The following is a 15460-nucleotide window of genomic DNA, read 5'->3' as shown; positions in this document are numbered from 1 at the left end:
GCTTTCCTTTTCCTTAGTATGGGGAATTTACCAACAAGCTTATACTTTCATTGCTAATCAATTCTTTAATCACCACCGAAACATTACCCATCTGGACAAACGCAAAAAAAGCCCCTTCTCTACAAGGAACCGTCCAATATTACTTGTAGAGAAGGGGCGACTGTGTGCCAGAATATATGTTTGTGTACCCTTATGTTAAACTTCCATAATGATTGGCAGAATCATCGGTCTACGACGAGTTTGCTCATACAGGAAGCGTCCCAATGCATCTTTAACGTTCGTTTTGAGTGAAGCCCACTCGTTGACATTCTCGCTCATCAGCTTCTGCAGCGTGCTGCTAACGATTCGGTTAGCTTCATCCAGCAGTCCTTCTGATTCACGTACGTAAACGAATCCGCGAGAAATGATATCAGGCCCAGAGACAATTTTGCCATCCTGTTTGCTGAGTGTCACCACGACTACAAGGATACCATCCTGCGATAACAGTTTGCGGTCACGCAGTACGATGTTGCCTACGTCACCTACACCCAAACCATCAATTAATACGTTACCTGCAGTCACTTTCCCAGCTTTGCGTGCTGCTCCGCCTTGAATCTCTACAACTTCACCGATGTCTGTAATGAAGATGTTGTCTGGATCAATGCCCACAGATTCAGCAAGAACAGCGTGACGACGCTGCATACGGAATTCACCGTGAATTGGCAGGAAATATTTCGGTTTCATCAGGTTAAGCATGAGCTTCAGCTCTTCCTGGCTACCGTGACCAGATACGTGAACGCCACTGTTGGCACCGCTGTAATGCACGTGTGCTCCGAGGCGGAACAGTTCATCAATGGTACGGCCGACATACTTCTCGTTACCAGGAACCGGAGTTGCTGCAATGATTACCGTATCACCAGGCAGGATATCCACTTTGCGATGCGTGGAGCGTGCCATGCGTGTCAATGCGGACATCGGCTCGCCCTGGCTTCCTGTGCACAGAATGACAACACGATCGGCTGCCATCTTGCCTACTTCTTCCGGTTCAATGATCATGCCGTCCGGAATATCCAGATATCCCAGGTCGGAAGCAATGCCAACCACGTTGACCATGCTGCGTCCGATGACCGCAACTTTACGTCCAGTAACCTCTGCTGCGTTAATGACTTGCTGAATCCGGTGTACGTTGGAGGCAAAGGTTGCTACAACGACACGCTGGCTTGCTTTGCGGAAGATATCTTCCAGCACGATGCCTACGTTTTTCTCGGATGGCGTAAAGCCAGGCTTCTCTGCATTCGTACTGTCAGACAGCAATGCAAGTACGCCGTTTGTTCCGATCTGTGCCATACGCTGAAGATCCGCATACTGACCGTTAACTGGTGTATGATCGAACTTGAAGTCACCTGTGTGAACAACTGCACCTTCCGGCGTTTCTACACATACCCCGACGGAATCCGGAATACTATGGTTAGTAGCAAAGAAGGATGCTTTCAGCGTCGAACCCAGTTCAATTTCAGAATCTGCATTAATGAGAATGCGTTTCGTCTCACCCAGCAAATTCGCTTCTTTTAATTTGTTCTCTACAAGACCCAGTGTAAGCCTTGTTCCATATACTGGAACATTCAGGTGTTTGAGAACATATGGCAAACCGCCGATATGATCCTCGTGACCGTGAGTCAAAATGATACCTCTTACTTTGTCACGGTTCTCTGTCAAGTACGAAATGTCAGGAATGACAATATCAATACCAAGCATGTCTTCTTCCGGGAATTTAAGACCGGCATCTACGACAACAATGTCGTTAGCGTATTGGATTACATACATATTTTTACCAATCTCGCCTACGCCGCCCAATGCAAAAATCATCAGCTTTTCGTTATTATTATTTTTCTTAGACAAATGAATCTGAACCTCCTATGGTAGTTGGACGTCGTACCTTATTATTTATTGTAAGTTAAGAAAAGTAGTTCAAACATTACATCCCCGTATATAGGCATGAATGCAAAAGAACACCTTTATTCACGATATTTGGAAGAAGTTCTTCGAAGTTATTCCCCATCACCAACACGTTGGATCTGAATTGCCCCTCTTAGCCGTTCCTTCCCTTTTCACCGCAAAGCCACACCACTGAAACGATGTCGCTTTCAATTTCAAAAAAATACCGCACCCAGTCACTTGACATCATTATACATGATTAAAAACAGAAAAAACAAGTCACTCTCTCGTTAACCTGTAGGTTTCCCCCTCATGTAAGAAAAGAAACCTTACAGCGGTCGTAAAAAAAAGAACCGCTGCCTCGGGTTAAGAGGTGCGGCTCTTCGCTAAACAAAGCTTTCATGCTAATAATTAATAAACGATGGCAGAATCCCAACTTTTATTTACATATCAAGCAGATTTTTAATGTAGACCTGCTCTTCTTCGGTTGGCGGAATAAGTGGCAGACGAACCGATCCAACATTCAGACCACGTAATGTCAGTGCATATTTTACGGCTACCGGATTCGGCAGCGGCTGAGGGCACTCAAAGAGTCCCTTGAACAGCGGAAAGAGCTTCTGATGGATCTGCGCAGCCCGCAGAGGATCTCCGCCATAGAAGGCTTCTATCATTTGTTTCATCTCAGCCCCTACAACATGACTTGCCACACTGACGATACCGTGAGCTCCCACAGCAATAGCTGGCAGTCCAGCTGCATCATCTCCCGAATATACTCTGAAATGGTCAGGCGCACCGGCAGCAATCAATGTCACCTGCTCCATAGAAGCACATTCCTTTGTTGCCACGATATTCGGAATTTGTGCCAGTCGTAACGTTGTTGCTGCAGACAAATTAGCTACCGTACGCCCTGGCACATTGTACAGCATTACCGGAAGTGATGTTGCCGCAGCAATGGCTTCAAAATGTCTGTACATGCCTTCCTGGCTCGGTTTATTGTAGTATGGGACAACTAACAAGACACCGTCTGCCCCTACTCGCTCAGCTTCCTTTGTGAGATGGATGGAATGAGCCGTATTGTTGCTTCCTGTTCCCGCAATAATTTTGCATCGTCCAGCCGCATGTTTCACGGCAAACTCGAATAATTGAACTTTCTCTGTATCACTAAGTGTTGGCGACTCCCCAGTTGTACCCGAAACCACGAGAGTCTCCGACTTCTGATCTTCGATCAGATAATCAATAAGACGTGCCGTTTCCTCCCAATGAATCTCGCCTGCTGCATTAAACGGGGTAACCATTGCTGTAATCAATCTTCCAAAGTCCAATTCGATTTCCTCCCTTAAAACAGGTCTGGCTCCGCTAACTCCGGTGATTTATAAGTGAAGTTCAAATGAGGCATGAAGAGCCCTCAGGGCCTGAACCATATCTTCTTTTTTGACAAGCACCCAGATCGTTGTATTGGAATCCGCCGATTGCAGAATCTGAATATCTGCCATAGTCAAGGATTCCACGATGCGCGCCATAATGCCGGGTACACCATTGATTCCCCCGCCAATGACAGAAACCTTGGCACAGCCAGACAAGCTCTGTGGCTTGAGTCCAATCTCCTGCAGGACACGTATCGCCTTCTCGGAATCACTATCAAACACGGTATAGACAACTCCCGAAGGGGTAACATTAATAAAATCGACACTGATTGAGTTCTCGGCCATCGTTTTGAACACTTTCAATTGCAAGCGATCCGCACCGCCAGGAACGTCCACCGTAATTTGAGTGACATTGCTGACATAAGCAATACCTGTCACATAACGATCTATAATCCCTGTCTGTACGTCCTTGAATCCTTCCGGATGCGTTACAAGTGTTCCCTCTGTATCTGCAAAGGTTGATCTTACCCGTACCGGAATTTGAGACTGCATGGCGATCTCAACCGCCCGTGGGTGAATCACTTTGGCTCCATGGTGAGCCATGTTGCAAATCTCCGCATAGCTGACTACGGTTAATGGACGTGCATCCTCAACAATCCGGGGATCAGCCGTCAAAATACCATTCACATCGGTATAGATATCCACCATTTCGGCACGCAGTGCAGCACCCAAAGCTGTTGCGGATGTATCACTGCCTCCACGGCCCAGCGTGGTGAAGTCACCTTTCTCTGTCTGTCCCTGGAATCCTGTTACAATAACAACGCGACCCTCCTGCAACTGTTCCAGCACACGAACAGGACGGACATCCAATATCCGGGCGTTCCCGAAATTGTCGTCCGTCACAAACCCTGCTTGTGCACCAGTAAGCACTGATGTTGGAATGCCTTCATGTTCAAGCAGGCTGCTGAGCGTTGTTGCAGAGATAATTTCACCGCAGCACAGCAATAAATCCTTCTCGCGCGCGGATAGTGCGTTCCCATTCTGCGCTGCCCAGTCCAGAAGTGTATCTGTCGCATACGGCTCACCGCGGCGTCCCATAGCTGATACTACAATAACCAGATTGAATCCTGCCTCAAGCTCACGTTTAACATGCCGGAGCACATGCTCTCTCGCCTGAACGGTAGAGAGAGACGTGCCTCCGAATTTTTGTACCATAATGCGCATCTTTATTCCTCCATTTGTGTACGCAAGAAGACTGGACACGAGTCAGATCAACAAATGGATCACCCTAAGGAGCGTTCCGATGCGATAATGCAGGAATGCCCTAACAAACAGGAACGTGGTTAGAGGTAGCTGTTCACGCCAGCTATCGTGCACCATGATTTTCTTTGTCTCTCGAACCCTTCTTCAATTCTTCGAGCGCATAACCGTTATTGCCCTGACTACAGCTCTCTTCTATGCCTGTGAAGCACGCTCCACAATCATAGGCTGCAGCTGCTTGCCCTCCAGTGCACTCCAGCAAGCTTCCGGGATCAGCTCCATTTTGGCAACTAACGAATTCGGTTTTTTCACTGGATCATCTTGGCCAAACGGCACAAAATACAAATATTTGGCCACTAATAGTTTTGCAATATTCGCTGCATTCAATCCAAGCCCGTCATTCGTCGATATAGCCAGCACAAGCGGACGCTGATTACGCATCTGCGCTTTGGCAGCCATAAGCACCGGGCTATCGGTCATTGCATTAGCCAATTTGCTCGTTGTATTGCCCGTGCATGGCGCAATGACCAGCACATCTAGCAGCTTAGAGGGCCCTAAAGGCTCCGCCTCAACAATTGTAGAAATGATATCATTACCCGTTATATCTTTCAATTGTTTTTGCCAATTCTGCGCTGTGCCGAAGCGTGTATCCGTCGTCAGTACCGAGTTCGAAATAATTGGAATGACGTTGGCTCCCTCAGCAACAAAGCGGCTAATGACCGGCATAACCTCTTCAAACGTACAATGAGACCCCGTAATTGCGTAACCAACCGTTTTACCCTGCCAGTTCATGATTTAACCTCCCGTGCGTTCTGTTCTTCCAAAAGCAAACGGATTAACGCGTCGGCAATAATGCCGCCAGCCGTTTTGGGAGCAACAATACCGGGGAGGCCTGGTGCGAGCAGTGCCTTGATGCCGCGCTTGTCGGCATACCTGAAATCACAACCGCCGGGAGCGGATGCAAGGTCAATAATGACTGCTTTTTGAGGCATTCTGGACAGGATTTGTGCTGTGATTATCATAGTCGGTATCGTATTAAAAAGCAAGTCAACTTCCCCGGTTTGAGCGGCCAAATCCGTTGTCATGAAAGGCTTCCAGCCCATGATGGCTGCCCGGACTGCATCTTCATTTCGCCTGATTCCCACCCGTACATTGGCTCCAAGACCCTGTAGTGTTTTGGCCAGCGTGAACCCTGTTCGGCCGATGCCCAGTACAATACATTCAGAGCCGTGAATCGTAATATCGGTTTCCTTGATTGCAATGGCGATGGCTCCCTCCGCTGTCGGAATAGAGTTGCAAAGTGCGATATCATCACGATCCAGCACCTCGATCAGCCGAAGACCGTTCTCCTGGCAAAGCTCACGCAAAAACGGCTTTGCCATCCCTGTAAACACGGTGCAGTGCTCCGGCAAAGCAGCCACATGTTCTTTTTTCAAAACAATTGCAGTATCACTGAATGAAGAACTTACTTTCCCTTGATCATCACAGCTCACCACAGGCAGTACCAGCACATCTGCGGAAGCAAACACATCATCCTCAAGTTCGCGGTGCTCAATGCCCGGAATAACCTGTTCCAGTTGGTCGAAGCCTACCACACTTACCGTTGCATCCAGTTCGACGCACTTTCGAATGACTTCAAGCTGCCTTGCATCTCCGCCCAGAACGACAATCCGGACTCCGGTCAGCATCGGGACGTCACTCCTTTCACCACATGTATGCCTTATCGTATGCAGCGGCCCACAGGTGGGTGAAAACAATAAATGAATCCGAACTGAATTAGAGGCTGCCAGAACATAAAAAAAGCCGTCCCAAAGGGACGACATTTCATTTCAAGTATATTACTTGCCTGTATGACCGAAGCCGCCTTCTCCTCGCACCGTCTCCGAAAGCTCAGCAACCTCCGTCAGTTCGATCGCAGGCACCGTCTGGAACACAATCTGGGCTATCCGTTCCCCGCGTACAATCGTAAACGGCTCCTGCCCCAGATTAATAAGCAGCACTTTCACCTCGCCACGATAATCTGCGTCAATTGTTCCCGGTGTATTCAGACAGGTAATACCGTGTTTGAAGGCCAGGCCGCTGCGCGGACGAATCTGAGCTTCCAGTCCGGCTGGCATCGCCATCGCAAGTCCAGTCGGGATCAGCGTACGCTGTCCCGGCTGCAGAACAACCTCTTCTTCCAAAGCAGCCACAACATCAAAGCCGGCAGCCAGCTCAGACATTTTTTGTGGCAGCTTGATATCCTCGTTACCCGGTAACTTCTTTATTTGAACGTAATGCAACCAAATCATCCCTTCTCAATCCAGCAATCGTCTTGTCTGAAGCGCCTACCATCGCAAGTGCAAACGGCTCTGCGAACATCAGATCAAGTACAGCATCGATATCCTTCATCGTAACTTGCTCAATTTTCGCAATCATCTCATCCAGGGTAAGATGTCTGCCAAGCATCAATTCGTTTTTCCCCAGTCGGTTCATACGGCTGCCTGTGCTCTCCAGACTCAGAATCAGACTGCCTTTCAGCTGCTCCTTGCCCTTGCGCAGTTCATCCTCAGATAACCCATTGACAGCCAAATCATGCAGCACCTCTTTGGTCAAATCCAGTACTTCCTTCGTCTGCTTCGGAGCTGTACCCGCATAGATCGTGAACAGTCCACTGTCCGCATGAGAGCTGTGATACGAATAAACGGAATAAGCGAGTCCGCGCTTCTCACGAATCTCCTGAAACAGTCTGGAGCTCATGCCTCCACCAATAGCGTTATTCAACACCACCATGGCGTACTGCAGTGGATCACCAATTTTACACCCGGGGAAGGAGATACAGATGTGGTTCTGCTCTGTTTTCTTTTTGTGGAAAAGCTGTCCGCTTTGGAAAGCTGGAACTTTTACTTCCTCGGACACCCCTTTGACATCAAATGCGCCAAAATGCTTCTCCATCAGATCAATCACACTGTCGTCAATGTTGCCCGCAATGCTGATAACTGTGTTTTCGATCGTATAATGTTCCTTCATATAAGCACGCAAATGACTGGAATCCATCGCCTTGAGGCGTTCTTCTGTACCCAGAATCGGATATGCGAGCGGGTGCTCTCCATATGCGGCTAGAGCCATCAGATCATGAACCATATCATCAGGCGTATCCTCGTACATCGAGATTTCTTCCAAAATGACATTTTTCTCTTTGGCCAATTCACCTTCATCCATCTTGGAACGGAAGAACATATCAGATAATACATCAACTGCAATCGGCAGATGTTCATCGAGCACCTTCGCATAATAGCAGGTATACTCCTTGGAGGTAAATGCATTCACATTACCGCCAATGGCGTCAAACTGCTCCGCAATCGCTTTGGCATCGAAACGCTCTGTTCCCTTAAACAGCATATGTTCAATAAAATGGGATACCCCGTTATTTTCGGTACGCTCATTCCGCGAACCTGTTTTGACCCATATTCCGAAAGACACGGAACGACAGGTCGGAATTTGCTCCATTACAACTCTGAGGCCATTGCCCAGCTGAATTTTTTTCACGGTTGGCCCTCCTACATCTCTATAATTGCCGTGATCTCAATCCTTGCAGATTGCAATCGACATTTGGTTCCAACTTTTTGATATTAACAAAAAAACAGCATTCACTCAACCGCGTTGCCTTTCACCCGTTCCGAAGACAACGTTTCACTGACTGTTCCAAGCACCAGTCCCTTGGCCCGAATTGAATCAATCATGCCTTTCATCGCTCCTGCCGAGGAAGCTGTAGGATGCATCAGGATTAATGAACCAGCTTCGGTTTTATTCGCTATTTTGGCAATGATGGAATCCGGACTTGGTTTCCGCCAATCCACGGTATCTACCGTCCACAGCACCGTCTGCAGGCCCATTGAAGCTGCGATATCTACCGTCTTTTGATTAAAATCACCCGAAGGGGGTGCGAACCAGCGATTTTCCACCCCAAGCGTTTGGTGCAGCAGGTCCTGCGTTTTGCTAATCTCCAGTTTTGCCCGCTCCGCACTCAATTGGCTCATATTCGGGTGCGAATATGCATGGTTGGATATTTCATGCCCACGCTTTTGAATTTCCTTGGCCAGTTCCGCATTTTTGCTCAGCCAGCTGCCATCCAGAAAAAAAGTAGCCTTTACCTTTTCGGCATCCAGCGTGTCCAGCATCGGAACGAGAAATCCATTGCCCCAAGCCACATTGATCATAAAAGAAACCATCGGTTTATTGGCATTGCCTCGATAGATCGGATGTGCCCCCAGGTCTTTCAACTGGATATCCGGCTCGATCTGACGATACACATATGGAATTTTGGTATTCCACGTGCCGCTCAGCGCCTTGCGATAGGTCGCCTCCACGTCAATTTCCAGACCGTTGTAACCAGGAATCGCTTTCCACACACGATCAACTCTGGCATTCACCGGAGCAATCCGGGTTTCGGCTGCCTTATCCTTGATCGCAGATAATAGTGATTCTTCCCCGGTCGCTTCTTTAAACATATCAAACGCATTCTGTGTCCCAGGTCCGTCGCGGATTTCCGTAATGTATGTACGTACACTGCCGACTTGTCCGATTAGCATGACCGATGCCACACCCGCGAGAACAACCGCCAGTTTTTTGGATTGGTTTCTCACAGCTCCATCCTCCCGCCGTCTTTGTCCCCATCTTATGAGGACAAGGGCAGGATTATGATTAAATCCCGCAATCTGTCTGCGCCTGCTGCATACGCTGCAATTTAAACGTTAAAAAAAGAGCCAGAAATTCACATTCTGTCTCTTCATTCAATCGTTCAATTGTTATTCAAACGTCAGCTGCCTAGGATTGCGCAGGAGCTTCCGCTGTTAATACAGCCTTGCGGGACAGGTTGATTCGGCCCTGCGGGTCAATTTCGGTTACTTTTACCGTAATCGAATCACCGATTGCCACCACATCTTCTACTTTTGCAACACGCTCCGTAGAAAGCTGTGAAATGTGTACCAGACCTTCCTTGTTAGGCAGCACTTCAACGAATGCACCGAATTTTTCAACGCGTTTTACTTTGCCGACATAAATTTCGCCAACCAGCACTTCGCGTACAATGCCTTCAATAATTGCTTTTGCTTTATCATTCATCTCCTGATTGGAAGAAGCGATAAAGACACGGCCATCCTGCTCAATATCAATTTTAACACCGGTTTCTTCGATGATTTTATTGATAATTTTACCACCAGCACCGATAACATCACGGATTTTATCCGGATTGATGTGCATCGTTGTAATTTTAGGCGCATACTGAGACAGCTGCTCACGCGGCGTTTTCATCACTTCGGTCATTTTGCCCAAAATGTGCATACGTCCTTCTTTCGCCTGTGCCAGCGCTTCGGACAAAATTTGACGGTCAATACCATCGATTTTGATATCCATTTGAATAGCAGTTACCCCATCAGGTGTTCCCGCTACTTTGAAGTCCATGTCACCTAGGTGATCTTCCATACCTTGAATGTCACTCAGAATGGATACATGCTCTCCATCTTTGATCAGACCCATCGCTACACCAGCTACCGGAGCTTTAATCGGTACGCCTGCATCCATCATCGCAAGTGTGCTTGCGCAAATACTTGCCTGGGACGTAGAACCGTTCGATTCCAATACCTCAGACACCAGACGGATCGTGTACGGGAAGTCCGTTTCCGAAGGAATGACTTTGGATAACGCACGCTCACCCAGCGCACCATGTCCGATTTCACGACGTCCTGGCGCACGAAGCGGACGAGCTTCACCTACGCTAAACGGCGGGAAGTTGTAATGATGCATGAAACGTTTGGTTTCTTCCAAACTGATGCCGTCCAGAATTTGAACGTCACCCAGTGCACCCAGAGTACAAACGCTCAGAGCTTGTGTTTGTCCACGTGTGAACAGACCTGAACCGTGTGTACGCGGCAGCAGGGAAGTGTCACATTCGATTGGACGGATCTCGGCAAGGCCGCGTCCATCCGGACGTACTTTATCATGTGTGATCAGACGGCGCACTTCTTCTTTGACGATATCGTGCAGCACTTCTTTCACATCTTTCAGCAATTCCGGTGTTTCAAGGTATTTCTCCTCAAAATGAGCAACCGTTTCGTCATTCACAGCGTCAATCGCATCCTGACGAGCGTGTTTCTCCGCAATTTTAACAGCTTCCACCAGACGTGCGCTTGCAAACTCACGCACACTGCTGTTCACTTCTGCGTTTACAGCGTGAAGCTTCACTTCCATTTTTTCTTTACCTGCAACCTGTACCAGCTGTTCAATCACCGTTACAATGTTTTTGATCTCGTCATGCCCGAACATGATTGCCTCAAGCATCACTTCTTCAGGTACTTCGTTCGCTTCGGCCTCAACCATCATAATCGCGTCTCTTGTTCCGGCTACAACCAGTTCAATATCGCTCACTTCCAGCTGAGCAATGGTAGGATTAATGATAAACTCACCATCAATACGACCAACCTTCACACCGCCAATCGGCCCGCTGAACGGAACATCGGAAATGCTCAGTGCTGCCGAAGTACCGATCATTGCAGCGATTTGTGGCTCGCAGTCCTGGTCCACACTCATTACAATATTCAGAACTTGTACATCGTTACGGAAACCTTCCGGGAACAATGGACGAATCGGACGGTCTGTCAGACGACTTGCCAGAATCGCTTTCTCGGATGGTCTTCCCTCACGCTTGATAAATCCACCCGGGATTTTACCTACAGCGTACAATCTTTCTTCATAGTTCACCGTCAGTGGGAAAAAGTCCAGATCTTTCGGCTCACTTGATGCTGTCACGGTACACAATACGACGGTATCTCCGTATGTCACCTTAACGGCAGCATTCGCCTGCTTGGCCAAACGCCCGGTTTCAAGCGTAAGCTTTCTTCCACCAAGCTGCATTTCAACACGCTGTTCCATGAAATCCCTCCTTTAATTCGTTCCTATCACAATGGATTCTGCATATTCACAGTATTTCCTGCTTGTCCGGCATTCATTAGCAATGGTTATGCCAAACACAGGCATACCTGCAAAACAAAAGCTCCTTGCGGAGCCCTCAGCTACAAATATATGGCAACATGTTCATCTACAAAACAACCCGGCTGTGAGGTCCGCTTGTCCTTTTAGACAAAAGAAAAGGCGGATAACAGCCAGGTTGAGTTTGAAAACATGTACGATAATTAACGACGCAATCCGAGTTTTTCGATCAGTGCGCTGTAACGTTTAACATCTTTGTTTTTCACGTAAGCCAAAAGCTTACGACGTTGACCTACCATTTTCAAAAGTCCACGACGGGAGTGGTGGTCTTTCTTATGCGTACGCAAGTGGTCTGTCAAACTTCTGATATTTTCCGTAAGGATAGCAACTTGCACCTCAGGTGATCCAGTATCGGACTCATGAGTTTTGTGCTCGTCGATCAGTTGTTGTTTGCGTTCTTGAGTCAATGCCATCCTATTCACCTCCTTCATTATAATCGCCGTTAGCCTCGTCACCGCCGGTGAGAGCCTGCAACCAAGCTAAGGTTAATGTCGTCGCAATCGACAACGTAGTACATTATATCATAGTTGCCCGGACAAAGTAAATGTAAACATCAATTTAAATGAAAAATGTAAACATCCTTTGTTTTATTCTATTTTCAGGATAACAGACGAGCGGCGGTCAATGCATCTTGGCGAATCTGAGCAATCAAGGCATCGATCGATCCAAATTTTTGCTCATTTCGAATGTAATGCACCAGTTCCACTTTCAGTTCCTGATCATAGATTTGACCGTCAAAATCAAGCAGATGCACTTCGTAAGTCGGCTTCATGCCATTTTCGTGAAAAGTCGGTTTGACACCCAGGTTCATCACACCCGCGAGCTCTTGATCGCCGACCTTCACCCGCACAGCATATACCCCTTTGGCTGGCGTAACGTAATGATCGACAAGCTCAAGGTTAGCGGTCGGAAAACCAATGGTACGCCCGCGTTTTTCTCCATGAATAACAGTACCTCTAATGCTGTATGGGCGGCCAAGCCACTGACTGGCCTCATCCATTTCGCCACGTTTCAGCAGCGCGCGGATGAGTGAACTGCTCACTTTCTCCCCGCCAAGCAGAAACGGAGGAACTGTCTCTACCGTCATATCGCTTCCACCCAAGGTACGCAGCAACTGTTCATCGCCCGCTCCTTTATGACCGAAACGAAAATCAAATCCGACAACGGCAGTTTGTGTCTGAAGAGGAAGTAACAATTCATGCACAAATTGCTCTGGAGATAACTTTGAAAAAGATTCATTAAATTCAACCACGTAGAGAATATCCACTCCCATACCGGCCAAAATGTCTTCTTTGTCTCTCAGCGGGGTAAGGTATCCCTCGTAATCCCCTTTGCGCATAACTTCCTTCGGGTGTGGATGAAAGGTCATGACAGCTGCCTTCTTACCCGATTCCCGCGCAATGCGAACAGCGGATAGAATGACGCTTGCATGTCCGAGATGCAGCCCGTCGAATTGACCAATTGCCAGCACTTGGGGATGTGTACTCAGTTCCGCGGATTGTAATGTCTGCGGATAGGTTAACATTACGGTTTTCACAATCATTCACCTGCATTTCACTTGATGGGCCAAGCTTGAACCTCGTCATCACTCCAAGCCTGGTTCCTTTTTATTCCGGTAAGAAAACTTTAACAGCCCTCACGGTTGGTTTCAATTCATCCCGCTCAAATATCCCCAGAAACGTGCCATCCTGAGCATAGAGGCGAAGCAGGCCAGGCTGCTCCACTGGCGGATCCAGAAGACGAGCGGACAGCTTTTGCCCCTGAAGGGCCCCTTTCATCTGCTCTTCTCCGACCTTGTGGGCAGGAATGGAAGGAATCGCTTCATCTACCGGGATCAGTGCCTCAGCCAGCGTACCTTCAGCCATGCGCTTTTCAACTTCTTCTATATGGAGACAATGCTCTGCAGATATTCCTGCAGATATGGTACGTTCCAGCTTCACCATTGTAGACGGGAACCCAAGCTTGCGGCCGATATCTACACATAATGTACGGATATACGTTCCTTTCGAGCATAAGGCACGAAAAGATATGTCGGTTGTGCCATCATTACTCTCTATTCCGGTCAGCTCCAGCTCATAGATGGTAACTTCACGACTCTTGCGTTCTACCGTTTTGCCTTCACGTGCAAGTTCATATAATCGTTTCCCATCAACCTTTACGGCAGAATACATGGGTGGAACCTGTGATATGGTACCAAGAAACTGCTCCAGCACCTGCTGCACCTGATCCTGTGTTACTTTTACAGCTGACGATGATCGTTCAATGACTTCACCGGTCAGATCCTCTGTGTCTGTAGCAAGTCCCAGCCTGAGCGTTGCCAGATATTCCTTGGGAAGCTCCTGCATATACTCGACCACTCGTGTAGCCCGCCCCAGGCAGAGCGGGAGAACCCCGGTCACCTGAGGATCAAGCGTACCCGTATGACCGATACGTTTCATCTTCAGGATCCGGCGCATTTTGGCTACGACATCATGAGAAGTAAAACCGGCTGGCTTATACACTGGCAACACACCTTCAAACGGCTTTACCATTGTAAGTTCACCTGCTTCAGCACTTTTTCCACAACTTCCTCCAGCTTGCCTTCCAACCGGCAGCCAGCTGCAAGCACATGTCCGCCGCCACCAAAGGTCTGTGCTAACGCTGCAACATCTACTTTACCAGCTGAGCGCATGGATGCCTTAACTGCATTGTCATTGATGACTTTGAAAAAGATACCCACTTCCACACCGCGAATGTTGCGAGCGAAGTTTACAATACCTTCCAAATCCTCATTAACTGCTCCGCATGCCTGCATGTCATCTGGTGTAATAACAACCCAGGCCACTCTGCCATCTTCCGTCATCTGCAAAGAAGAGAGCGCCTTGTTCAGAATGCGAACCTGAGGAAGCGTAACTTCCTCCAGCAGCATCTGCGCAAGATGAGGACCATCCACACCATGTTCCAGCAAACGCGAAGCCACGGCCATTACATTCGGGCTGGTATTGGCATATCGGAACCCGCCCGTATCTGTCAACAGACCTGTGTATACCGCCGTAGCAATGTCCTTGTTCCACGTAATATCGAAAAGCTGTAGAACATCAAACAAAATTTCGGCTGTTGCCGCTGCATCCGATTTGATTATGTTTACTGCACCATAACCGTTGTTCGTCGGGTGATGATCAATATTCAAAATTATGGCGTCTTCTTCAAAATATTGACGGGTAAGACCCACTCTGGCAAAATCAGCACAATCAACACAGATGATCGCTTTATACTTACGCTCTGGGGGTTGTTCGGTCATGTTCACAATGGCATCGGCCTGCCATAAAAAACGCATGCGCTGCGGAATTTCACCTTCATTCATCATGGTGAATGTCTTTCCCAGACATGACAGCAGCCAGCCCACCGTTACCGTCGAGCTGACTGCGTCACCGTCCGGCTGTACATGCGACACGACCAGGTAATCGTCATGCTCCAGCAGGAATTGTTTGCCTGCCTGGAGCGCCTGTTCATAAGTGTGCATTGCCGTCTCCTCTATTCTGTTACTGGGATTCGTTTTTGTCGGAACCAATATCGCCCAGCAGCTTTTCAATCCGGCTGCCGTATGCAATCGATTCGTCGATCTTGAATATCAACTCGGGAACATGACGGAACCGGATACGTTTGCCCAGCTCCGTGCGCAAAAAGCCGTTTGCTTTCGCAAGTGCTTTAAGCGAGTTATCCTTCTGCTCCTGTTCACCGAAGACACTCAGATAAACTTTGGCTTGCGACAAGTCGCCAGTCACTTCAACACCCGTAACGGTAATAAAGCCGATACGTGGATCTTTCAGTTCTGACTGGATAAGCAAACTCAATTCTTTCTTGATCTGCTCGCCCACTCTACCTGTACGAATCTTAGCCATTGTTGTTCACCTCAT

General features: G+C 48.1%; 14 protein-coding genes. All 14 read right to left on the bottom strand.

Going from position 1 to position 15460, the window contains the following annotated elements:
- Positions 1-195: 195 nt before the first annotated feature.
- Complete coding sequence (locus ACQSGY_RS08755; protein ID WP_373288498.1) at positions 196-1845, bottom strand: ribonuclease J; 1650 nt, start codon at positions 1843-1845, stop codon at positions 196-198.
- A gap of 512 nt (positions 1846-2357) precedes the next feature.
- Positions 2358-3236: a 4-hydroxy-tetrahydrodipicolinate synthase gene (dapA, locus tag ACQSGY_RS08750; RefSeq protein ID WP_427051559.1), complete on the bottom strand. Its 879-nt coding sequence runs from the start codon at positions 3234-3236 to the stop codon at positions 2358-2360.
- A gap of 48 nt (positions 3237-3284) precedes the next feature.
- The gene (dapG, locus tag ACQSGY_RS08745; RefSeq protein WP_427051558.1) at positions 3285-4502 is read right to left on the bottom strand and encodes an aspartate kinase; all 1218 of its coding nucleotides are present in this window, start codon (positions 4500-4502) and stop codon (positions 3285-3287) included.
- A 231-nt stretch (positions 4503-4733) separates the two neighbouring features.
- Complete coding sequence (locus ACQSGY_RS08740) at positions 4734-5330, bottom strand: dipicolinate synthase subunit B (RefSeq protein ID WP_110893066.1); 597 nt, start codon at positions 5328-5330, stop codon at positions 4734-4736.
- On the bottom strand, positions 5327-6226 hold the full coding sequence (gene dpsA / locus ACQSGY_RS08735; protein WP_216513461.1) for a dipicolinate synthase subunit DpsA: 900 nt from the start codon (positions 6224-6226) through the stop codon (positions 5327-5329). The genes ACQSGY_RS08740 and dpsA overlap by 4 nt, the downstream gene beginning before the upstream one ends.
- Before the next feature lie 150 nt (positions 6227-6376).
- Positions 6377-6829, bottom strand: a complete 453-nt coding sequence (gene dut / locus ACQSGY_RS08730) for a dUTP diphosphatase (protein WP_192895099.1) — start codon at positions 6827-6829, stop codon at positions 6377-6379.
- Positions 6786-8066 (bottom strand): M16 family metallopeptidase, encoded by a 1281-nt coding sequence (locus ACQSGY_RS08725; protein ID WP_216513460.1) that lies wholly within the window; start codon positions 8064-8066, stop codon positions 6786-6788. Before ACQSGY_RS08725 ends, dut begins: the two co-directional genes overlap by 44 nt.
- A 101-nt stretch (positions 8067-8167) precedes the next feature.
- On the bottom strand, positions 8168-9163 hold the full coding sequence (locus ACQSGY_RS08720) for a polysaccharide deacetylase family protein (RefSeq protein ID WP_427051557.1): 996 nt from the start codon (positions 9161-9163) through the stop codon (positions 8168-8170).
- Between the two features lie 181 nt (positions 9164-9344).
- Entirely contained in the window at positions 9345-11447 is a 2103-nt protein-coding gene (gene pnp / locus ACQSGY_RS08715; protein WP_111270046.1) for a polyribonucleotide nucleotidyltransferase, read from the bottom strand.
- A gap of 260 nt (positions 11448-11707) precedes the next feature.
- Positions 11708-11977: a 30S ribosomal protein S15 gene (gene rpsO, locus ACQSGY_RS08710; protein ID WP_056700672.1), complete on the bottom strand. Its 270-nt coding sequence runs from the start codon at positions 11975-11977 to the stop codon at positions 11708-11710.
- A 185-nt stretch (positions 11978-12162) separates the two neighbouring features.
- Positions 12163-13101 (bottom strand): bifunctional riboflavin kinase/FAD synthetase, encoded by a 939-nt coding sequence (locus tag ACQSGY_RS08705; protein WP_427051556.1) that lies wholly within the window; start codon positions 13099-13101, stop codon positions 12163-12165.
- A gap of 70 nt (positions 13102-13171) precedes the next feature.
- Positions 13172-14095 carry a tRNA pseudouridine(55) synthase TruB gene (truB, locus tag ACQSGY_RS08700; protein WP_427051555.1) on the bottom strand — a complete coding sequence of 308 codons (924 nt, stop codon included), beginning with the start codon at positions 14093-14095 and terminating at the stop codon, positions 13172-13174.
- Positions 14089-15066 (bottom strand): DHH family phosphoesterase, encoded by a 978-nt coding sequence (locus ACQSGY_RS08695; RefSeq protein ID WP_216513457.1) that lies wholly within the window; start codon positions 15064-15066, stop codon positions 14089-14091. Before ACQSGY_RS08695 ends, truB begins: the two co-directional genes overlap by 7 nt.
- A 19-nt stretch (positions 15067-15085) precedes the next feature.
- Entirely contained in the window at positions 15086-15445 is a 360-nt protein-coding gene (rbfA, locus tag ACQSGY_RS08690; protein ID WP_110893083.1) for a 30S ribosome-binding factor RbfA, read from the bottom strand.
- Positions 15446-15460: the final 15 nt, after the last annotated feature.

This window comes from Paenibacillus sp. TC-CSREp1, assembly GCF_050171015.1.
In the GTDB taxonomy this organism is placed as follows: Bacteria; Bacillota; Bacilli; order Paenibacillales; family Paenibacillaceae; genus Paenibacillus; species Paenibacillus silvae.
Note: the sequence above shows the minus strand (reverse complement) of the source record. Positions and strands in the feature narration are given on the sequence as shown.

Excerpts from the sequence above, each read along its gene's own strand:
- dut (WP_192895099.1), bottom strand. The coding sequence starts at position 6,829 with ATGATTTGGTTGCATTACGTTCAAATAAAGAAGTTACCGGGTAACGAG.
- pnp (WP_111270046.1), bottom strand. The coding sequence starts at position 11,447 with ATGGAACAGCGTGTTGAAATGCAGCTTGGTGGAAGAAAGCTTACGCTT.
- rpsO (WP_056700672.1), bottom strand. The coding sequence starts at position 11,977 with ATGGCATTGACTCAAGAACGCAAACAACAACTGATCGACGAGCACAAA.
- ACQSGY_RS08740 (WP_110893066.1), bottom strand. The coding sequence starts at position 5,330 with ATGAACTGGCAGGGTAAAACGGTTGGTTACGCAATTACGGGGTCTCAT.
- dapG (WP_427051558.1), bottom strand. The coding sequence starts at position 4,502 with ATGCGCATTATGGTACAAAAATTCGGAGGCACGTCTCTCTCTACCGTT.
- truB (WP_427051555.1), bottom strand. The coding sequence starts at position 14,095 with ATGGTAAAGCCGTTTGAAGGTGTGTTGCCAGTGTATAAGCCAGCCGGT.
- dpsA (WP_216513461.1), bottom strand. The coding sequence starts at position 6,226 with ATGCTGACCGGAGTCCGGATTGTCGTTCTGGGCGGAGATGCAAGGCAG.
- ACQSGY_RS08695 (WP_216513457.1), bottom strand. The coding sequence starts at position 15,066 with ATGCACACTTATGAACAGGCGCTCCAGGCAGGCAAACAATTCCTGCTG.
- rbfA (WP_110893083.1), bottom strand. The coding sequence starts at position 15,445 with ATGGCTAAGATTCGTACAGGTAGAGTGGGCGAGCAGATCAAGAAAGAA.
- ACQSGY_RS08755 (WP_373288498.1), bottom strand. The coding sequence starts at position 1,845 with ATGATTTTTGCATTGGGCGGCGTAGGCGAGATTGGTAAAAATATGTAT.